The sequence below is a fragment of the Chlorobium phaeovibrioides genome (genome assembly GCF_003968655.1).
In the GTDB taxonomy this organism is placed as follows: domain Bacteria; phylum Bacteroidota; class Chlorobiia; order Chlorobiales; family Chlorobiaceae; genus Chlorobium; species Chlorobium phaeovibrioides.
Genome location: NZ_RXYK01000002.1, coordinates 62,536 through 82,062 on the forward strand (window position 1 = coordinate 62,536; position 19,527 = coordinate 82,062).

At 54.7% G+C, this 19,527-nt stretch carries 17 protein-coding genes; 9 read left to right on the plus strand and 8 right to left on the minus strand.

All coding sequences use genetic code 11. The features are described from left to right. Positions 1–60 precede the first annotated feature (60 nt). From EKD02_RS01950 to EKD02_RS01960, 3 genes are read left to right on the plus strand one after another with little or no spacing between them, the layout of a single operon-like run. Complete coding sequence (locus tag EKD02_RS01950) at positions 61–2,073, plus strand: alpha-1,4-glucan--maltose-1-phosphate maltosyltransferase (protein WP_126383563.1); 2,013 nt, start codon at positions 61–63, stop codon at positions 2,071–2,073. Between the two features lie 58 nt (positions 2,074–2,131). Then, a complete protein-coding gene (gene treS / locus EKD02_RS01955) occupies positions 2,132–5,434 on the plus strand; it encodes a maltose alpha-D-glucosyltransferase (RefSeq protein ID WP_126383565.1) in 3,303 nt (1,100 codons plus the stop codon). A gap of 55 nt (positions 5,435–5,489) precedes the next feature. After that, positions 5,490–6,149, plus strand: coding sequence for an alpha/beta hydrolase (locus tag EKD02_RS01960; RefSeq protein ID WP_011890904.1), 660 nt, complete (start codon positions 5,490–5,492; stop codon positions 6,147–6,149). Here EKD02_RS01960 and mazG read toward each other — a convergent pair. Then, positions 6,102–6,932: a nucleoside triphosphate pyrophosphohydrolase gene (gene mazG / locus EKD02_RS01965; RefSeq protein WP_011890903.1), complete on the minus strand. Its 831-nt coding sequence runs from the start codon at positions 6,930–6,932 to the stop codon at positions 6,102–6,104. The genes EKD02_RS01960 and mazG overlap by 48 nt on opposite strands. Before the next feature lie 140 nt (positions 6,933–7,072). On the opposite strand from mazG, the gene EKD02_RS01970 reads away from it, so the two are divergent. After that, positions 7,073–7,381, plus strand: coding sequence for an NAD-dependent epimerase/dehydratase family protein (locus EKD02_RS01970; RefSeq protein ID WP_126341609.1), 309 nt, complete (start codon positions 7,073–7,075; stop codon positions 7,379–7,381). Beyond that, positions 7,378–8,799: a tRNA uridine-5-carboxymethylaminomethyl(34) synthesis GTPase MnmE gene (gene mnmE, locus EKD02_RS01975; RefSeq protein ID WP_126383568.1), complete on the plus strand. Its 1,422-nt coding sequence runs from the start codon at positions 7,378–7,380 to the stop codon at positions 8,797–8,799. Before EKD02_RS01970 ends, mnmE begins: the two co-directional genes overlap by 4 nt. Positions 8,800–8,849: 50 nt before the next feature. Here mnmE and EKD02_RS01980 read toward each other — a convergent pair whose 3' ends face one another. The 5 genes from EKD02_RS01980 to EKD02_RS02000 all read right to left on the minus strand — a co-directional run bounded on the left by EKD02_RS01980 (position 8,850) and on the right by EKD02_RS02000 (position 14,050). Next, positions 8,850–9,764 (minus strand): prohibitin family protein, encoded by a 915-nt coding sequence (locus EKD02_RS01980; protein WP_126383570.1) that lies wholly within the window; start codon positions 9,762–9,764, stop codon positions 8,850–8,852. A gap of 143 nt (positions 9,765–9,907) precedes the next feature. Continuing rightward, on the minus strand, positions 9,908–10,324 hold the full coding sequence (locus EKD02_RS01985) for a hypothetical protein (RefSeq protein WP_126383572.1): 417 nt from the start codon (positions 10,322–10,324) through the stop codon (positions 9,908–9,910). 19 nt (positions 10,325–10,343) lie between these two features. Next, positions 10,344–11,366: a 6-phosphofructokinase gene (pfkA, locus tag EKD02_RS01990; RefSeq protein ID WP_126341723.1), complete on the minus strand. Its 1,023-nt coding sequence runs from the start codon at positions 11,364–11,366 to the stop codon at positions 10,344–10,346. Positions 11,367–11,618: 252 nt separating this feature from the next. Beyond that, positions 11,619–12,596, minus strand: coding sequence for a ferrochelatase (locus tag EKD02_RS01995; protein WP_126383574.1), 978 nt, complete (start codon positions 12,594–12,596; stop codon positions 11,619–11,621). A gap of 233 nt (positions 12,597–12,829) precedes the next feature. Beyond that, positions 12,830–14,050, minus strand: a complete 1,221-nt coding sequence (locus EKD02_RS02000) for an ATP-binding protein (protein WP_011890896.1) — start codon at positions 14,048–14,050, stop codon at positions 12,830–12,832. A gap of 280 nt (positions 14,051–14,330) precedes the next feature. On the opposite strand from EKD02_RS02000, the gene EKD02_RS02005 reads away from it, so the two are divergent. Beyond that, a complete protein-coding gene (locus EKD02_RS02005) occupies positions 14,331–15,047 on the plus strand; it encodes a DUF1847 domain-containing protein (RefSeq protein WP_126383576.1) in 717 nt (238 codons plus the stop codon). 23 nt (positions 15,048–15,070) lie between these two features. Here EKD02_RS02005 and EKD02_RS02010 read toward each other — a convergent pair whose 3' ends face one another. Further along, positions 15,071–15,568: a septal ring lytic transglycosylase RlpA family protein gene (locus EKD02_RS02010; RefSeq protein ID WP_011890894.1), complete on the minus strand. Its 498-nt coding sequence runs from the start codon at positions 15,566–15,568 to the stop codon at positions 15,071–15,073. A 531-nt stretch (positions 15,569–16,099) separates the two neighbouring features. Here EKD02_RS02010 and EKD02_RS02015 point away from each other — a divergent pair. From EKD02_RS02015 to EKD02_RS02025, 3 genes are all read left to right on the plus strand, one after another. Then, on the plus strand, positions 16,100–18,025 hold the full coding sequence (locus EKD02_RS02015) for a potassium transporter Kup (protein WP_126383578.1): 1,926 nt from the start codon (positions 16,100–16,102) through the stop codon (positions 18,023–18,025). 218 nt (positions 18,026–18,243) lie between these two features. Next, complete coding sequence (locus tag EKD02_RS02020; protein WP_244924383.1) at positions 18,244–18,831, plus strand: PAS domain-containing protein; 588 nt, start codon at positions 18,244–18,246, stop codon at positions 18,829–18,831. Between the two features lie 133 nt (positions 18,832–18,964). Further along, positions 18,965–19,255, plus strand: a complete 291-nt coding sequence (locus EKD02_RS02025; protein WP_011890891.1) for a hypothetical protein — start codon at positions 18,965–18,967, stop codon at positions 19,253–19,255. A 25-nt stretch (positions 19,256–19,280) separates the two neighbouring features. Here EKD02_RS02025 and EKD02_RS02030 read toward each other — a convergent pair whose 3' ends face one another. Then, on the minus strand, positions 19,281–19,514 hold the full coding sequence (locus EKD02_RS02030; protein WP_011890890.1) for a hypothetical protein: 234 nt from the start codon (positions 19,512–19,514) through the stop codon (positions 19,281–19,283). Positions 19,515–19,527: the final 13 nt, after the last annotated feature.

The window sequence follows — 19,527 nt, forward strand, 5'->3', positions numbered from 1 at the left end:
GCCAATGGCTGAGCAGCGTCAACCGGGAACCTCCCGGCCACCTATAGACTCTTTGTTACAATGCATGATACCTTCCTTCGCCTCTTTCCCGGCTGTACTTCACAGGAATTTGACGGCCGTTGCCGGGTGGTCATCGAGAATGTTTCGCCTGAAATTGATGGGGGGTGTTTTCCTGCAAAGGGTGTGGAGGGTCAGAGGGTAAGGGTTGAGGGTGATGTTTTTGTTGACGGTGCCGACATGCTCCGTTCAGAGCTCCTGGTTCGCATAGAGGGGGAGAGCGGGTGGGAGATCGTTCCTATGGAAGAAACCGGAAACGATCGCTGGAGCGCAAGCTTCACCCCGTGCTCTGTGGGCAGGCATGAATATACTATTCGTGCCTGGGTAGACCATTTCGGCACCTGGCGGCGTGGACTTGGGAAAAAAGTTGATGCGAAGCAGAATGTGACGCTGGATCTTGAGATCGGCGCCCTTCTTGTTGATGCAGCCGCAGGGCGGGCCTCTTCTGCAGACGCCAAAAAGCTCAGGTCGTTTGCCGCAGCCATGCGCGCCAAAAGCCCTTCGAAAGGGGTTGTCGCAGCTCTCGACAGCGACCTTCTTCTCCTGGTGGGAAAATACCCGGATCGCTCCCTTGCCTCCCTTTACCAGAAAAATCTGCCGCTCCAGGTTGATTGCAGAAAGGCCGGTTTCAGTGCCTGGTATGAGTTTTTTCCCCGCTCATGGAGCTCTGTTCCCGGAAAGCACGGCACACTGCGTGACTGCATGGAGGCAGTGCCTTTCATTGCCGGCATGGGGTTTGATGTCATCTACCTTCCTCCCGTCCACCCGATAGGCACCACGAAAAGAAAAGGAAAAAACAATGCTTTGGTGGCCCAGCCCGGAGAGCCGGGAAGCTGCTGGGCCATCGGTAGCCCCGAGGGGGGGCATAAGTCGCTTCACCCTGAGCTCGGTACTATGGAGGACTTTACCTCCTTTGTTGCTGCTGCCGGGGAGGCGGGGATTTCTGTTGCGCTTGACATTGCCTTCCAGTGCTCTCCCGACCATCCCTGGGTAAAGGAGCACCCCGACTGGTTCCGGTGGCGTCCAGACGGCACGGTGCAGTTCGCCGAGAACCCTCCGAAGAAATATGAGGACATTCTCCCTATCGATTTTGAGACTGCCGACTGGCAGAATCTCTGGACTGAGCTGAAAAGTGTCTTTCTCTTCTGGATTGACAAGGGGGTTACGATATTCCGTGTAGACAACCCCCATACCAAGGCGTTCGGGTTCTGGCAGTGGGCCATCGCCTCCATTCAGGAGGAGTGCCCCGAGGCCCTGTTCCTCGCCGAAGCCTTTACCCGCCCAAAGCTGATGGCCCGTCTTGGAAAGGCCGGCTTCAGCCAGTCGTACAGTTACTTTACCTGGCGCAATACCAAAGAAGAGCTTCAGGAGTATATGGAAGAGTTGACCTCCGAGCCGCTTCGTCATATCATGCGCGCCAACTTCTGGCCCAACACCCCCGATATCCTGCACGAAGAGCTGCAGACAGGTGGACGGCCAAAATTCATCATCCGTCTGGTACTCTCCGCCACCCTTTCCTCAAATTATGGTATGTACGGCCCTGCCTATGAGCTCTGCGAGCATCTTCCCTCGGCTCCAGGCAAAGAGGAGTATCTGGATTCCGAAAAATATGAGATACGGGAGTGGGATCTTGACCGTCCGGGCAACATCCGCGCTGAAATTACCCGTATCAACCGTATCCGCCGCGACAATCCCGCGATGCATGAAACGGCAAACATCTCCTTTGTCCGCATTGAGGATTCCCCCGGCCATGAGCATGAATGGCTGATGGGCTATGTCAAGCGAACTGCTGATGACTCGAATGTGGTGCTTACCGTGGTCAATCTCGACCACAGAAGAGTGCGCAGTGGATGGATGCGTTTCCCTCTTGAACAGTTCGGTCTCTCTCATGAGCACAGCTTCAGTGTTGAAGATCTCTTCAGCGGCATGAAGTACGAGTGGAACGGGGAGTGGAACTTTGTGGAGCTCAACCCTGCAGCCATGCCGGCCCATATTTTCCGCGTCACCTTTGGCTGATGGGGCTCTTTTTTTGTTTTGCTGAAAATTCCAGTCACTTTACCCGTTCAACCCCACCATGTATCAACCTGAACCGCTCTGGTACAAAGACGCCATTATCTACGAGGCTCATGTCAAGACGTTCTTCGACAGCAACAATGACGGAATCGGCGACTTCCAGGGGCTTCGCCAGAAGCTCGCTTATCTGGAAAGTCTTGGTGTCACCGCCATCTGGCTGCTCCCTTTCTACCCTTCGCCCCTTCGCGACGACGGATACGACATTGCCGACTATATGACGGTCAACCCTGATTACGGGACGCTGGAGGATTTCAGGGAGTTTCTTGAGGAGGCCCATAACCGCGGGTTGAAGGTGATCACCGAGCTTGTGGTCAACCACACCTCCGACCAGCACGCATGGTTCCAGCGGGCCCGCAAAGCGCCGGCCGGCTCACCCGAGCGGGATTTCTATGTCTGGAGCGACGATCCGAATAAATATTCCGAGACCCGTATCATCTTCCAGGACTTCGAGGCTTCGAACTGGACCTGGGATCCGGTTGCAGGCCAGTATTACTGGCACCGTTTCTTCCATCACCAGCCCGACCTGAACTTTGAAAACCCCGAGGTTCAGCAGGCGCTCTTCAGCGTGCTTGACTTCTGGCTCGGCATGGGCGTTGACGGCCTGCGGCTTGACGCAGTTCCCTACCTCTACGAAGCGGAGGGGACCAACTGCGAGAACCTGCCCCAGACCTTCGAGTTCCTCCGGAGTATGCGAAAGCATGTTGATGAGTACTATCCCAACAGGATGCTGCTTGCCGAGGCCAACCAGTGGCCGGAAGACTCCGCAGCCTACCTTGGCGATGGTGACATGTGCCACATGAACTTCCACTTCCCCCTCATGCCGAGGATGTACATGGCCCTTGCCACCGAGGACCGTTTCCCCATTCTCGACATTCTTGAACAGACCCCGGAGATCCCCGAGGAGTGCCAGTGGGCATCGTTCCTTCGCAACCATGATGAACTGACGCTTGAGATGGTGACCGATGAGGAGCGCGACTACATGCGCCGCGTCTACGCCAATGACCCCAAGGCCCGCATCAACCTTGGTATCCGCCGCCGCCTCGCCCCTTTGATGAACAACGACCGGCGCCGCATAGAGCTGATGAACATCATGCTCCTTTCGCTGCCCGGCACCCCGGTGCTCTACTATGGCGACGAAATCGGCATGGGTGACAACTACTACCTCGGCGATAGGGACGGTGTCCGTACCCCGATGCAGTGGAATGGCGACCGTAATGCGGGCTTCTCGCGCTCGAACCCCCAGCAGCTGCTTCTTCCGGTCATCATTGATCCGGAATACCACTACGAGGCGGTCAATGTGGAGGTGCAGGAGAGCAATGTGAACTCGCTGCTCTGGTGGACGCGCCACGCCATCTCCACCGCTCGCCGTTACAAGTCGCTCAGCCGCGGAACAATAGAGTTCCTGCAGGTAAGCAACCCGAAAGTGCTGATTTTCATCCGCCGCTTTGAGGATGAAACCGTGTTGTCGGTCATCAACCTTTCCCGCAATGCCCAGGCCGTTGCCATAGACCTTGCTGACTTTGAGGGATACACTCCCGAAGAGGTGTTCAGCATGAACCGGTTCCCTAAAATCCGGAAAGCCCCTTATATGGTGGCTCTGGGTTCTTACGGATATTTCTGGTTGAACCTTGTTCCCGAAGTGGACGGAGCCCTCGCACGGCCCTGCATGGACACCCCTTTCGCAGAAGTCGCAAAATGGCCCTCCCTGTTTGCCGGCAGGAGCCGCGAGCGACTTGAAACCTCCATTCTTCCCGGTTACTTCCGTGCAAGCCGCTGGTTTGGCGGCAAGGCCCGTAATGTCATGCGAATCACCATCATCGACACCATGCCGGTTGCGGGGATGGATATGTCCAAGCTGCTTGTGACCGAAGTCCGTTACTCAAGCGGTGAGAACGATCTCTATCAGCTTCCCGTCTGTTTCACTCCTCTCGCAGTGGTTTCTCCTTCCGATGACAACTTCGCCAAACGGGTCATTGCCCGTGTGGTTGTGGGCGGTGAAGAGGGTTACCTGTGCGATGCAACCTTTGAGAACGAGTTCCTCAGCCGCCTCTTCAGCCTCATGGTTGGCTCTGGCAAATGGCAGGGCAAGGCCGGTGTTGTTTCAGGCCTGAAAGGTTCCGCAATTGAGGCCTTCCTTGACATGACAGATGATAAAGAGCCGGAGCCGGTTCTGATGGGTGTGGAGCAGACCAACACTTCAGTCCGTTTTCACGATTCCCTCTGCCTCAAGCTCTATCGCCGCATTGAGGTTGGTGTTTCGCCCGAAATCGAGATGTGCGGTGCTCTGACTGAAAAAACTTCATTTGAAAGTCTCCCCAAATACCTCGGTTCGCTGAACTACGATCAGGGCCGTTCCTCCCGCTACTCCATAGGCATTCTCCAGAACTTCGTGCAGAACGAAGGGGACGCCTGGCAACTGTCGCTTGGTCAGGTACAGCGGTACTATGCCGATGTGCTCACCAGGATAGCTGCGGGTATTGAACTGCCCGAAATGGCGCGCCTCAGCGGCACACCCGTCGCTGTTCCCGAAATCATGTATGAACTGATCGGTGACGCCTATCTCGGTATGATTGAAAAACTTGCAGAGCGGACGGCCGAGATGCACCTCTCTCTTGCTTCACTGACTGCCGAACCTGCCTTTGCTCCTGAAGCGTTCACCACGCTCTACCAGCGTTCCATCTATCAGGCGATGTGCGAGCAGGTCAAGCGGGCAATGATTCTCATTGGTCAGCTTATGCCTTCCATGGAGCCGGAACAACGGGAACTCTGCTCTCTTCTGGTCAAAAACCAGAAAACGATACTCCAGCAGTTCGAGCCGATCCGCAAGGAGAAGATCGATACGCTGAAGATTCGTATCCATGGCGACTACCATCTCGGTCAGGTGCTCTTTACCGGTAAGGATTTTGTGATCATTGATTTTGAAGGCGAGCCGGCCAGGCCGATTTCCGAACGCAAAATCAAGCGCTCTGTCTTCCGCGACATTTCAGGAATGCTTCGTTCGTTCGACTATGCGGCCTTCAATGTGCTTCATTTGAATGAATCAGTGGTGCGACCCGAAAACCGCCACGAGCTTGAGCCATGGGCAGACCGCTGGAGCAACGCCGTTGGGCAGCATTTCCTCGACACCTACTTCGAGAAAACTGCCGGCAGCGACATTGTGCCGCAGAACCCCCGGCAACGGGAACATCTGATGAACGCCTACCTGATGAACAAGGCGGTTTACGAACTCAATTACGAGCTCAACAACCGGCCGCAGTGGGTGGGTATTCCCATACGGGGCATCCTGAAGATGCTCGACATATAACACCCCCACAAGGGCCGCTCTTGAAAGCGGCCCTTGTGGTTCTGCTTCCGGTCCTATGGAGAACGAACATTTTCTTCAGCCGCCCCTCAAAGGCCGGTACCTCTTGCGGTCCTGTCGGGCTGATGGTCCCGCGCCTCTCCTGGTGGGCTTTCACGGATGGGGAGAGAAAGCTGAAGATGAACTCCGGCGTCTCTCATCCATTCCCGGTTCTGAGCACTGGATCTGCTGCTCCTTTGAGGCTCTCCATTCCGTTACCCTTCGGGATGGAAGCTCTGGGAAGAGCTGGATGAGCGGTCAAGAGAGAGAGAGGCACATTGCAGAAAATATCCGCTATCTTGACGCCCTCGTCGATGCCGTGCCTGCGCAGTGCCGGCACGACGGCAGGCTGGTCTATCATGGGTTTTCACAGGGAGCTTCGATGGCCGTGAGGGCGGCCCTTCTCGGGAAACAGAGGGCAACCGGCGTGATGATGGTGGGCGGCGACATTCCCCCCGAAGCGGAGCGTCTCGGCCGGCTAAAGCGGGTACACCTTGCAAGGGGGACGCGCGACCCTCTCTATACGGAAGAGAGGTATCTGGAGGATTTTCGCCGTATACAAACGGCCGGGGTGGACTGTGAGTGTTGTCCTTTCAGCGGCAGCCACAACCCGCAGGGTGAGTACTTCGATTCAGCGGGAGAGTTTCTCCACTCCCTCCTCTTTCGCCTTCCGCCATAGTCCGTCCAGCTCTTCCGGCCGGAAACTCTGCCACTCCCTTCCCGAAGCCTGTACCGCCGTTTCAACTGCTTCGAACCGCTGCATGAACTTGTTTGTTGACTTGCGCAACGCATCCTCCGGGTTGGCGCCAATGAAACGGCTGTAGTTGACAAGGGTGAAGAGGATGTCACCGAACTCCTCCTCCCGGCTCTCCTCACTCTCCGCTGCCTTCAGTTCTCCGACCTCTTCCGTCAACTTCTCAAGCACCCCTTCGTCTGAGGGCCAGTCGAACCCTACACCGGCTACCTTTTTCTGTACCCGGTAAGCTCTCAGCAGTTCCGACATCGCCCTGGGTACCCCGTCGAGAAGGCGTTTGCGCCCCTCCTTCATTTTCAGCGACTCCCAGTTTCGCAGCACAGCGCCTTCGGTTTCAGCCTCTGTATCGCCGAACACATGGGGGTGGCGGTTGATGAGCTTACTACAGAGGGCATCGCATACATCGCCAAACGAAAACTTTCCCGCCTCTTCAGCAAGAACTGCCTGAAAGGTGACATGAAGAAAAAGATCCCCGATCTCCTTTTTCAGCTCTTCATCCTCTCCCTTGTCAATGGCATCAACCAGTTCATAGCTTTCCTCAAGCAGAAGGTGGACGAGCGACTCCGGGGTCTGCTTTCTGTCCCATGGGCACTCGGTCCGCAGCAGTTTTACCAGATTCGTTACGCGAAGGAACTGCTCGGTCAGCGTCCGCTGACGCCGGGTGGTTATGTCGGTCTTCAGAGCCTCAAGTGAAGTCTTCTCATTCATGCGTCAAGGGGTTTGCGGGGGAGAGTGCGTACAGTTGAGCTGAAGTTACCATTTCTTGACGGTATATTCCTTATACTTGACAAGGGAAGGGCTCCTTCCCGTCGCGCGTTCTCTCTGTAAACCCGAACTTTGCAGCAGCCATGCATATTGAGGATGCAGTCATTGTGCTTACCGGATCAAGCTCCGGCATCGGGCTCGCACTTTCGCTGGCACTTCTTGCCAAAGGTGCGGTGGTATACGGCATCAGCCGGAGGAAAACCCCGATTCAGGACCCCCGCTTCCATTCAATAGAGGCGGATCTCGGCATCCCGGAAGAACTATCGGCCGCCTTCAGTCGCATCCGCCGGGGAATGATTGTCAACATCGCCTCCATTGCCGACTGCATTGCATGCTCCATTGAGCTTCCCGACACCGTGCTTCTTGATCAGATTATCCTCCGACCCTTATGACCGAACGACCACTTACCCCCGAAGCCGGTGAGGCCATTGCCGCCATTGCAACCCCTGTAGGGGTGGGAGCACTTGCTATTGTCAGAATGAGCGGTCGTGGGGTGCTGGAAATCGCTGACCGGGTGTTCCGGAAAAAAGGCGGTACAGCGTTCAGTTTCAAGGAAGCCGAAGGGTTCAGCGCCCATTTCGGCACCCTCTCAGACAGCCGTGGAATGGTGGATGAAGTCATCGCCCTCGTTTTTCGGGCTCCCTCCTCCTTCACCATGGAAGATATGGTCGAGTTCACCTGCCACGGCGGTCCCGTTGTTGTGCGCCACCTTCTGCAGGCCCTTCTCGACAGCGGATGCCGGCTCGCCGAACCCGGAGAATTCACCCGCCGTGCTTTCCTCAGCGGCCGAATCGACCTTCTGCAGGCCGAAGCCATTGGTGAAATGATCCACGCCCGAACCGAATCCGCCTTTCGAACTGCCGTTACCCAGATGCAGGGCAACCTCTCCCGCCATCTTCAGGAAATGCGCGCAGGCCTCCTGCAGTCGTGCGCTCTGCTTGAGCTTGAGCTGGATTTCAGCGAAGACGATGTGGAGTTCCAGAGCCGCGACGCTCTTCGTCTTGAGGTTGGGCGCCTGCAAGGCGAAATCTTGCGTCTCGTAGAGTCATACCGCGAAGGACACCTCCTCACAGAAGGCGTTGCTACTGTTATTGCCGGCAGGCCAAACGCCGGAAAATCCACTCTCCTCAATGCCCTTCTCGGTCATGAACGGGCCATAGTCAGCCACATGCCCGGCACCACCCGCGACTATATTGAAGAGTGCTTCATTCACGAAAAAACCATGTTCCGCCTCACCGATACCGCCGGTCTTCGGGAATCTGACGAAGCGGTGGAGCACGAGGGAATTAAACGAAGCTACCGCAAAATCTCCGAAGCGGACCTGATGCTCTACATGATTGATAGCTCCTCCGGCGATTTCCTGAAGGAAGCCGCCGCCGCTCGTGAGCTTCGCCAGCGCCATCCAGAGTCTGGAATGATCGTGGTCGCCAACAAAACCGATCTTGCATCTGATGCAGGAGGAAGGATTGCGCAGCTTCAGTCCGAAACGGCCTGCCCCGTCATTGCCATGGCTGCGTCAAAAGGCGATGGTCTCAACGAGCTCAAAAGCACCATGGCCGGAATGGTTGAAGGGCTCGATAAACTTCATGAAGCCAGCGTCCTCGTTACCAGTCTCCGTCACTACGAAGCCCTCCGCAACGCCGCCGATTCGCTTGACAACGCTCTCCAGCTCATCAGTGCCAGAGAGCCCGCCGAACTCATAGCCTTCGAACTCCGTTCTGCCCTCGACTATGTAGGGGAAATCACCGGCAAGGTAGTCAGTGAAGAACTGCTCAATACCATCTTCGACCAGTTCTGCATCGGAAAGTGAGTGCTCCATTGCCAACCACAGCCAGAACTGAAAAGCTTGCCCCCAACTCGTTACTTGTCGTTGATGAGCATCGAGGCGTTGTTGCTGTCGCCGAGGATGATGACTTTTGAGTTGTTGGTCTTGACAAGGTTCTGCATCACTTTTATCTGCTCGTATTTCAGGAGCCTGTCGTTGAGTGACGCCGAGATGGTGCGCTGGTAGTCGGAGATGCCTCTTGCCTCAACGCGCTTGCGCTCGGCTTCCTGGGTCTCTTTCTGCAGGACGAACTGCATTTTCTGGGCTTCCTGTTCGGCGTTGATCTTGGCTTCAATGGCCATCTTGACGGATTCGGGCAGGGAAACATTGCGTACCAGCAGGTTTTCAAGAACAATGCCGCGGGTTTCGAAATCCGAGCGGATGCTTTCGAAGATGTTTGCCTGGAACTCATCGCGTTTTTTCGAGTACAGGTCGATGGCGTTGTACATCACTGCGTTGTCGCGGATTCTGGTTCTGGCGGTTGGACGGACGATTTTATCGATGTATGTGTCTCCCGGACCGATCTCGCGGCGAATGGCCGGGGCCTGCCGGGGGTTGACGTGGTAGAGTACGGTCATGTCTATGGTGACCTCAAGGCCGTCGGCACTCAGCACCCTGATCGGTCCGTCACTCTGCTGCGAACGCTCCTGTTCCGAGCCGGACATGGTATAGCTCTGGGTTGTAATGTCGAACAGCTCGACTTTTGCCAGAGGGTTGATGATGTTGAGCCCGCTGCTGAGGGTTGCGGGCTGTACCTTTCCGAAGAGGCTTTTCACTCCAACCTTGCCGGGCTCCACCATTCTGATGGCGGAAGAAAAGATCCCAAGGATGACAACCAGTATTCCTGCGATCCGCAGGATGCCCGCCATCCTTTTTACTGCAATGTTGTTTGTCGGGTTTGTCATGCCGAGAACAAGAAGGGTTATTCCGATAATGATGAGAAGGCTCATGAGGTGCAGGGGGTTTGGGTTTGAATGAACGAGGTGCAGGGTTCTGATCAATGTAGCTTTTAACAGCAATAAAGGCGATTTCGTTCAGAGGATTGGCTGATGAGCTTATGCGTTTGCTTTCATTGTCCGATGCTCCACTGGCTTCAGGAACGGTCAATCTGGTGCAGGATTTCACGAAGTGTTTCTGTGGCCGTCAGTTTGTCTTCATCGGATGCGGCATTATAGAAGCTTATGATGGCTCTCTGGCCAATGCCGATTGGCGGATACTCCTTCCGGGTGAGCATTGGCATGAGCTCAAGGAGTTTTTGGACCGCCTCCATCTCCATGCCGTTGATTCTGCCGATCACCTCTTCGGAGATTGCTTGTGCGTCTTCTTTTTCCAGCCCGGCAGCATAGGCGGCGCTCTGCACGGCGCCGTACTGGAACCCCACAACTGCGAACACCACATCCCTTTCCGTGCTTTTTTCCAGTTCAGCCGGGCATTGACCAATCACTTCGGCGAGGAACTGCAGCGCCAGTTTTGTTACGGAATCTCTGCTCTCCTGTTGATTTTTCTGCATGGGTGTTGAGGGTTGCGGATTACATGCCGTTCAAGAGGTTGTGGACCTCCAGGAGGCCGGTGTCGATGCTGTGGTTCATTTTGACCGCCTTGTTGAAGGTTACATGCACAATCCGGTTGTTGTCGAGGCCGATCATGATGCTTTTCTGGTCGTTCAGGAGGGCGTCGACTGCGGCAATGCCCATCCTTGTTGCGTTGATCCGGTCTCTGGCTACGGGGCTGCCGCCTCGCTGGATATGGCCGAGAATCGATATGCGGACATCGAGGTCGGGGTGATCCCGGCGGATCTGTTCGGCGATGTGCAGGGCGCCGCCGGCCTCGTCGCCTTCGGCTACCATCACAATCCCGCTGGATTCCTTGTCGCGGTAGCCTTTTTCCAGGAATTTCTGCAGCTCATCGTGCTGGGCTTTCGATTCGGGGATCAAAATGACTTCGGCTCCGCAGGCGATTCCGCTGTTGAGGGCGAGGAGTCCGGCTTCGTGGCCCATGACCTCGATGAAGAAAATCCGCCCGTGTGAGCGGGCCGTGTCCTTGATTTTGTCTACCGCGCAGACCACCGAGTTCAGGGCTGTTTCATAGCCGATGGTATAGTCGGTTCCGTACATGTCGTTGTCGATGGTGGCGGGAATGCCGACGAATGGGATGTCGCATTCCTGCGACATGACCCAGGCACCGGTGAATGAGCCGTCGCCGCCGATGACGATGACGGCATCAATTGCCGCGGCCGTCAGTTGTTCCTTGGCCCTGCGGCGTCCTTCGGGTGTGCGGAACTCCTTGCAGCGGGCTGTTTTGAGCATGGTTCCGCCGAGCTGAAGGATGCCGCTGACATCGGTTGACTGAAGGGGGATGAAGTCTCCATCAATCATTCCCTGATAGCCACGGAGGATGCCCACGGCCTCCCGTCCTGCGGCAATGGCTGAACGGGTTGCCGCTCTGATTGCAGCGTTCATGCCGGGAGCGTCGCCTCCGGATGTCAAAATGCCGATTTTTTTTATTCTGCCTGATGTGAATGAGAGTTGGTCGTTATCGCTTTTGCGTGTCATTGTTGCCATTGGGGGATGAAGAGTTCGCGCTTCCCGAAGCCGCGGCTGGCCTTTCATGGCCTTCCGGCATCAGGTGTTTATTGGTGGGTTCGGGCCCGCCATGCCATAAGGTGCATTAAATACATCGGAATCAAAAAAAAGGGTGTTTGTGATTCCGTGTCGATAAGGAACTGGTTATCGATTATCGACGGAGGATGAGGACTCATTCAGCGAGTTGCAGGACGGCCCTTGACTTATGAGCGTTCTACGCCTTCAGCTATTGCTGACCGCCTCCCGAACCCTTCCGGCCAGATACTTCATGAACTCTTCGTTCTCATTGAGGCAGGGGATGAACCTGACGGATTCCACCGGGCTTGCTTTTGCCTCCTCCTTTGCGTGACGGAGGATTTCGGTTCCGTCTGAAAAGTACCCGACACTGAACACATCCGCCCGGGTGATGCCTGATTTTGAGACCTCCCTGAGCGAATCGAGAAGGGAGGGTTCCGTCCATGTTCCTCCTACCTGATGGTTGAGGTAGGCGATACCTACATGTTGGTAAGGGCTGCGCGGGTCATTTCTGACTGCTTCCCGGAGGGCACTGCCCATCCTGAGGATTTCAGGATATCCGGTCCTGAACCCCGGCTCGTTTCCCTTCCTGTCTTTGACGAGGGTTCCGTGGAATGTCAGAAGAAGTGCCGGGCCCTCTTCTCCTGAAGCATGGCTGAAAAGGTGGTTGAGGTAGACCCGGTAGAGCATGGGGTCATCCCAGAACCCGGAAATGACCACAGGGGGGCGGGCATTGTTTTCAGCTATGCTGCGCCTGTCGGCAAGATGCTGCAGGCGCCCTGCTGTCAAGTCGCTGTCAACGGGGGACATTGTGACCAGAAGCTGCATGTCGTACCCGGAGGTCTCATCAAGGAGGTCCTCGACGAACGGGGGGGCGGCATGGTAGGCAGCACTGACCTCATAGAGGGTGTCGTCCCCGGGAGACTGCCTGCGCAGTTCATCCCCGAGCCGCTCTGCCTGCATTCGCGTGATGTGCTTCTGGGGGGAGCGGTAGCCGCTCGAACGGAACTCCACCAGGTTTTTCAACCCGCCGAAGACCGATGCCGCAAGCTGCAGGGGAAAGGGGATGTTCATTACCTCTCCTGCATGGGCGAAGGTGTGGCGGATCATGGAGAAGTTTTCCGGGAAAGAGTCTGTTTCAGCCTCTCCGTGTGCGGCCAGAATGACGGCTACCTTCTTCATCATTGCGGGGTTTGGGTTTCAGTTCTAAAGATACATTTTTCCTTTGATCCCGGGGAATCTCCCCCCTTCAGGCGAGGGCTTTGCACAGGGGTTCCCAGGTCGCGCCCGTTGTCGTTTTCGGGGGCCCTCATAACGGAATTTTCCGCGGAGCTCTCTGGTGGATCCCTGCCCTCTGGGTTGCCTTTTCCGTTTTGAGTAAGTACACTCAGTCATGAGTGTCCCCCATGCCCAATGGGTTATAGCATTCCTATCGGCACTGCATCGATTGTTCTGGTGATTGGTGCGTTCGTGGGGGTAAGGGAAATGAGGCATCCGTGACCGATTGGCTGCTTCAGCGTTTCGAGCACCCTGAAGTGTCTTGTGGCGTCTTTTCCCGGACTTGCGGATTTTTTTATTTCGATGGGGTAGAGCGTACCGTCTTGGTGAATGAGTAGATCCACTTCATTGGCGTCCTTGTCCCGATAGTAATAGAGAGGCGCACGCTTGCCGTTGTGCCACCAGCTTTTGATTACTTCGGACACCACCCAGGTTTCCAGAAAGGCTCCTGACATGGCTCCCGCTTCAAGCGTTACGGGGGATGACCATCCGGTCAGCCATGCCGCGAGTCCCGAGTCGAGAAAGTAAAGCTTCGGTGTTTTGATCACCCGTTTGTTGACATTCGTGTGCCAGGGTTCGAGAAGGTAGACGATTCCGGAGTTTTCGAGAATTGATAGCCACCGTTTTCCTGTCGCATGATGGATGTTGCTGTTTCTGCAAAGGTCTTGAATGTTGAGCATCTGCCCGGTCCGTGCTGCACAGGACTTGAGAAATCTCAGGAATGCGCTTTCGTCGCCGACATTGGCGAGGTCTCTTACATCACGCTGCAGATAGGTCTGTACATATGAACTGTAGAACAGATCATGATCGGCAGGAATCTCTTGATGGAGTGCAGGGAAGGAGCCTGTCCAGATTTTCCGGTAGAGTTCGGGGAGCAGAAGCGGCGGGTTGTTCCTTCGCTGTTCCAGCAGTTCCGGTGTCGGGAGGAATGGCTCTCTGAACGGATCGTTTCGGATCTCCCTCTCTGAAAATCCGAGCAGGTTGAGCACTCCAACGCGACCGGCGAGCGATTCCGTGACACCTTTCATCAAATGAAACTGCTGTGAGCCTGTCAGCCAGAATCGCCCGGGCTCCTTTTCGCTGTCCACGGCCATCTTGATGTGTGCCAGAAGCTGCGGAGCGTACTGGATTTCATCAATGAGTACCGGCGTCGTGAATCGTTGCAGGAACAATGCCGGGTCTTCTCTGGCAAGAGCCCTGAGCATTGGGTCGTCGAGTGTGGCGTATGCTCGATCATTTCCTGCGAGGTGTTTCAGGAAAGTCGTTTTTCCGGTTTGACGGGGTCCGGTAAGCAGCATTACAGGAAACTGCAGGCTTGCCTGCTGAAAGAATCGCTCAAGAGTTCTTTTCTGATAAACCATTTTCGGCTAATTTTATAGTGTTGTGTGAAAATAGTCGAAGCATCTGGATTGTGCAATAGGTTAAGTGAATCATCCAGGAGTGCCTGTCTAGGGTGAAGGGGCGATGGGGGGGGAGTTCATCCTCCTCGTTCTTGAAGCGCTTGCTCCAGTCGGTAAGTACACTCAGTCATGAGTGTCCCCAACTTTTTCTTAACTTTTGCGCTAATTTGTTTTATTGAAACTGCGAGAGGTTGGTTTGTTAACTGTGCCAGAGGGCACATATTTTGGAGGGATTGATCTCATGACATTGAATGAGAGTGAGGGTGGTGGAGCGGAGCGGGAATTGGGCTGTTTTGAGTGTGGTACTCTGAATTGTTACCGTCGCGCGGGGGAGTTTCCTCCGTTCTGTCCGGGGGAGGCATTGGATGACGGGGTTCTTCAGGGGGTGGTTGCTGAGTATGGAGGAGATAGCATTGACGCGCGGGTTTCTCGTGCGGCGGCTGAGGTGGAGGGGGTGTTTTATGGCAAGCTGACCCGTGTGGAGGAGACGATAGAGTTTGCCCGGCGTATTGGGGCCAGAAAGGTTGGTCTGGCGACTTGCGTGGGGCTTATCGGGGAGACTCGATTGTTCGGGAAGATGCTGAAGGCCAATGGTTTCGAGTATCGTGCAGTTCTCTGTAAGGCGGGTTCGGTGGATAAGACGGCGGTTGGGATTCCTGAAGAGCTGAAGCTGAAGCCTGGGAGTTTTGAGGGGTCGTGCAACCCGATTTTGCAGGCCCGGATGCTGAACGAATGGAAGTCGGACATAAATGTGGTGATAGGGCTCTGCGTTGGCCATGACGCACTCTTCTGTCGTCATTCAGATGCGCCGGCCATAACACTCATTGTCAAGGATAGGGTGCTTGGGCATAATCCTGCTGCGGCACTGTATACAAGCGGATCGTATTACAAGAAGGTGATGGAGCGGCGGGGGGAGTCGACGCCGGCTTCTTCTTCAATGAGCAGAAGCCGTGAGTGAAGTGCAGGGCGTCGCCCGGGTGGTCAGCCGCTGATGGATGTGTCGGGGTTTTCTTCGAAGGCCTCAAGCTTGACTTCTCCTGTGCCCGGCTTGATCAGTCCGATGACTTTTGCGGCTTCGCGGGAGAGATCGATGATGCGCTGGCCGACATAGGGCCCGCGGTCGTTGATGCGTACTGTCACCTCACGGCCGTTTTCCATATTGGTTACCCGTACCCAGGTGCCGAACGGCAGGGATTTATGGGCGGCGGTAAGGTCGTTCATGTCAAAGGTTTCGCCGTTCGCCGTTGTTCTTCCGTGAAATCGGTCGGCATAGTAGGATGCAATCCCCGTGGTCATCAGAAAGCATTCGGGTTGGCAGTCAACGGAAGTGCCGTCCTGCATGGCTGCATTGTCTGCAAGGGTGCTGTCGCTGGAAGATGGAGTGTTTCGGGAAAGCTGAAGAGAGTTCTGGCAGGAGGTGATGGTGCCGGTGGCCATGATGGCCAAAAAGGCGGCAATAACAATTTTTTTGCGAGTCATATTGTTCGGGTTTCGTTAAGGGCCTGTGTGCTATGGCACTGCAGACCTTCGGAATGAATAACTATTCGCAATTGATTCATCCAAATTCTGTTCTCAATATATAAAAAAAAGCGAAAACCAAAGAGAACGGCTTTGGTTTGACGGCGGGGTTTCTGCAAGTTGTTTTTTTTCTGTGACTTGTTGTCTTTGTTTTTTGTGCCTCTTCGTTTTGTAATTGTCTTTGTTATGTAAAGCCTGGTGCGGGTGAGGGGCCTTTGTGATTCTTTCGGGTGAATAAAATGCATGAATGGTTTTCCGGCCCGGGGGCTTCGGATGCCTTTTGAGCCGGGGCTCAAGGGGTAAAAGGGTTGGCAGGGTTCGGGGTTAAGGAACAATTGGCTATATTACCCGCTGCAAATTGGAGTTTTGCAACGAACGCTTATTTATGTTGAACGCCTCATTTCCCTTTCTCTTTCCGTCCTTCAGCAGTGCAGGCTGCGCTGTGTGCTTTTTCCCAATGAGTGGCGGCTTTGATCACTTTTCCTCACAGTCATGACGGTAAATGCACGAGACCCTGAAGGTCGCACTGATGGCGCAGTTCCTGAAGGTGCAGGCGGGATGAAAAAGCTGGCCGGGATTTCGCTTGCTGCTCTCGGGGTGGTGTTTGGCGATATCGGGACAAGTCCGCTGTATGCAATCCGCGAGTGTTTCCATGGCGATTACGGTATAGCGGCTTCAAACGCCAATATCCTCGGGGTTCTTTCCCTTCTTTTCTGGGCATTGATCCTGATCGTCAGTCTGAAGTATCTCACATTCATCATGCGTGCCGATAATGAGGGTGAAGGGGGAATTCTTGCCCTTACGGCTCTCATCATAGGTCAGTCCATCAAGAAAAAAAAAGATCGTTGGGTGCTGGTCTCAATCGGTCTCTTCGGTGCTTCCGTTCTCTTGGGGGAGGCTATGATAACCCCGGCCATTTCAGTGTTGAGTGCCACGGAGGGGCTCCAGATCATTGCGCCGGCTTTTGCCGATATGGTCATTCCGGCAACGGTGGTCATCCTTGCCGGCCTCTTTCTCTTTCAGCACAATGGAACTGCTCGTCTTGGGGCTCTTTTCGGTCCCATCATTCTGCTCTGGTTTTTCTGTCTCGGCACCCTTGGCATTATTCAGATCATACAATACCCGCAGATTCTTGAGGCGGTCATGCCGTGGTACGGAATCAATTTTCTTCTCAACAACCAGCTTCACGGTTTTCTGGTACTGGGCGCGGTATTTCTGGCTGTTACCGGTGCGGAGGCGCTGTATGCCGATATGGGCCATTTCGGCCGCCGTCCCATCCGGTTGACCTGGGTGCTTTTTGTGCTTCCGGCGCTGCTCTTGAACTATTTCGGGCAGGGGGCTTTTCTTCTCGCTTCGCCTGAGGCCTCAAGCCATCCCTTTTATGCTCTGGTGCCTTCATGGGCAATGATTCCAATGGTTCTCCTTGCCACGGTGGCTACAGTCATTGCTTCGCAGGCGCTGATTACGGGCGTGTACTCCATAACCCAGCAGGCAATGCAGCTTGGCTATCTTCCCCGTCTGACGGTGACCCATACCTCAGCCAGCCATATTGGTCAGATTTATGTGCCGGCCGCCAATTGGGCGCTTATGGTGGCCACTATCGGTCTTGTGCTGGGATTTGGCTCTTCCAGCCGGCTTGCGGCGGCCTATGGCGCAAGCATGACAACCACCATGCTGATTTCCACCATACTCTTTTTCTTTGTTGCCCGCGATCTCTGGAAGTGGCGCCCGCCAGTGCTCTGGGCGTTGGTAAGCCTTTTTGCCGTTGTTGACCTTTCGTTTTTCGGGGCCAGTATGAGCAAGCTGTTCCACGGAGCCTGGTTCCCGCTGGCGGTCGGTCTGCTTATGTTTACGCTGATGAACACCTGGAAGCAGGGGAGGCGGCTGCTTATGCGTCAGCTTCAGGACCACACGCTGACGGTTGATGAATTCATGAACAGTCTTGCCCTTCAGGAGCCGCAACGGGTGCCGGGCCAGGCGGTCTACCTGACGGCAAATCCTGACATTGTGCCCATAGCCCTTCTGCATAATCTCCGCCACAACAAGGTGCTGCATTCAGAGGTGGCCCTCTTCCATTTCAGCAGTGAACGGGTTCCGAGGGTTCCGAACAGCAAAAAGGTCGAGTTTGTCAGGCTGAAGGACGGGTTTACCCAGGTTGTGGCCCGTTACGGTTTCCTTGAGTATCCAAATATCCGTCAGGTGCTTGACCTCGCCAATGCTCTTGGGCTGAACTTCAAGCCAGAGGCCATCAGCTTCTTCCTGAGCAGGGAGAAGATTGTTGCTGATGAAAAGACGAAAATCCTGCCATCCCGCAAGAAGATGTTTGCGCTTATGGCCAGAAATGCCTTGAGTGCGACGGCGTATTACGGACTTCCCTCGGGCCAGGTGATAGAAATTGGCGTACAGGTGCAGATCTGAACGCTTTATCTGGTTGAGTCGGGGGGGGGTTATGGAACTTTTGTGCGCTGTGGTTTGTTATAGTAGCTGTATTATTTTCCGGGAGTGTGAACAATCAGTTTTCTCTCCTCTCCCTACACACAATGTCCCCATTTACCATGTTGCAAAATGTATCCGATTCGTCGCGACAGGGCTTTCAGAGTAGGCTCAGGGAGTATATTCTTCGGAAGCATGGATCGGTGAATGCTTTCTGCCGGGCGGCAGGAATCAAGTATCCTGCACAGATGACTCCCTATCTGAAAGGGAAGTGTATGCCTGGAAAAAAAATGCTGATGCGCCTGGAAAATGACGGTGCGGATATTGAGTGGCTGCTGAACGGATATTCCTCCGGTACTTCGTCGGATCAGCTTGGAGGAACCCTCATGCTGTCGCGGTACCGTATGGATGTTGAGCGCCTGCTTCGTGAAGTACGGCTGCATATGGTGCGCCATGATGGAATATATTCCCGGGGTATTGAAGCATATGCGGTTCTTGACAGTGAGTGCCGGATTGTGGAGCTGACTGGTTCGCTTGAGAAGTTCCTGCTGTATGAGAAGAATTCGCTTGTTGAAGCGCAGCTTCGGTCGCTCATTCATCCTGATGATTATGCCGATGTTGAGAGTGCCATGAGCGGCGGGCGTATTGATGAAGAAATCCTCTCTTTCAACTCCAAGTTTGTGACTGGAGCGGGGGGATATATGCAGGTGGACTGGAGCCTGTTGATCAAGAGCAAGCCGATGTCTGACAGGAACGAATACACCATGGTTCTCAGAAAGGCCTGTTGTTAATGTGACTTCCTGAGCTGGATTCTTGAAAAAATTTGTTAAATCAATCGGCATGTATTACATTGCCGATTGGTTCTGTTTTAGAAATAAGAAAGTACTGTCATGAGCCGGTCATGAAGCCGGAAAGGAGGTTGAGATGATGCATTTCAGGGTTGGTGATCCAATCGTCTACCACAAGCCGAAGAGTTCGTTCAGCCCCGGGCCCCGGGCGCGGCAGGTATACCCTCTTGAGCGGGGGGAAGAGTACCATTATGTGGTGGATAAATTCTGGAGGGTAGCTGAAGTCAACAATGATGGTACTATTGATGTGATAACCCGTACGGGCAAAAAACATCGCCTCAGCACGAATGACCGGAATATCACGCGTGCCCGTCTGCTTGGTGCTCTTCTGTTCAGAAAACGCTTCCCCTCGGTTACTGAGGCATAATTCTTTTGCTCCCGGGCAATCCTTTTTATCTCTCCCCTTCACCCGCAGGCTCATTTCCTGTCCTCAGATGTTTCGCCTCTGTTTCATACCAGAGGGGTTTTTCGTTGCGCAGCATGCTGACGATTACCTGAAATTCCGCCGGGTCGCTGAACGCATGGTTTTCAATCTCCTGATTTGCTGAATCATACAGTGCAATGCGTCCTTTGTGGTTTTTGATGTCCCACCGGCTGTAATAGCTTGCAACAAGGATATTTGCCATTGTCGTTCTCCTT

What these genes read in the sequence shown, in the direction of transcription:
- EKD02_RS01950 (WP_126383563.1), top strand. Translation starts at nt 61, where the DNA reads ATGCATGATACCTTCCTTCGCCTCTTTCCCGGCTGTACTTCACAGGAA.
- treS (WP_126383565.1), top strand. Translation starts at nt 2,132, where the DNA reads ATGTATCAACCTGAACCGCTCTGGTACAAAGACGCCATTATCTACGAG.
- EKD02_RS01960 (WP_011890904.1), top strand. Translation starts at nt 5,490, where the DNA reads ATGGAGAACGAACATTTTCTTCAGCCGCCCCTCAAAGGCCGGTACCTC.
- mazG (WP_011890903.1), bottom strand. Translation starts at nt 6,932, where the DNA reads ATGAATGAGAAGACTTCACTTGAGGCTCTGAAGACCGACATAACCACC.
- EKD02_RS01970 (WP_126341609.1), top strand. Translation starts at nt 7,073, where the DNA reads ATGCATATTGAGGATGCAGTCATTGTGCTTACCGGATCAAGCTCCGGC.
- mnmE (WP_126383568.1), top strand. Translation starts at nt 7,378, where the DNA reads ATGACCGAACGACCACTTACCCCCGAAGCCGGTGAGGCCATTGCCGCC.
- EKD02_RS01980 (WP_126383570.1), bottom strand. Translation starts at nt 9,764, where the DNA reads ATGAGCCTTCTCATCATTATCGGAATAACCCTTCTTGTTCTCGGCATG.
- EKD02_RS01985 (WP_126383572.1), bottom strand. Translation starts at nt 10,324, where the DNA reads ATGCAGAAAAATCAACAGGAGAGCAGAGATTCCGTAACAAAACTGGCG.
- pfkA (WP_126341723.1), bottom strand. Translation starts at nt 11,366, where the DNA reads ATGACACGCAAAAGCGATAACGACCAACTCTCATTCACATCAGGCAGA.
- EKD02_RS01995 (WP_126383574.1), bottom strand. Translation starts at nt 12,596, where the DNA reads ATGATGAAGAAGGTAGCCGTCATTCTGGCCGCACACGGAGAGGCTGAA.
- EKD02_RS02000 (WP_011890896.1), bottom strand. Translation starts at nt 14,050, where the DNA reads ATGGTTTATCAGAAAAGAACTCTTGAGCGATTCTTTCAGCAGGCAAGC.
- EKD02_RS02005 (WP_126383576.1), top strand. Translation starts at nt 14,331, where the DNA reads ATGACATTGAATGAGAGTGAGGGTGGTGGAGCGGAGCGGGAATTGGGC.
- EKD02_RS02010 (WP_011890894.1), bottom strand. Translation starts at nt 15,568, where the DNA reads ATGACTCGCAAAAAAATTGTTATTGCCGCCTTTTTGGCCATCATGGCC.
- EKD02_RS02015 (WP_126383578.1), top strand. Translation starts at nt 16,100, where the DNA reads ATGACGGTAAATGCACGAGACCCTGAAGGTCGCACTGATGGCGCAGTT.
- EKD02_RS02025 (WP_011890891.1), top strand. Translation starts at nt 18,965, where the DNA reads ATGATGCATTTCAGGGTTGGTGATCCAATCGTCTACCACAAGCCGAAG.
- EKD02_RS02030 (WP_011890890.1), bottom strand. Translation starts at nt 19,514, where the DNA reads ATGGCAAATATCCTTGTTGCAAGCTATTACAGCCGGTGGGACATCAAA.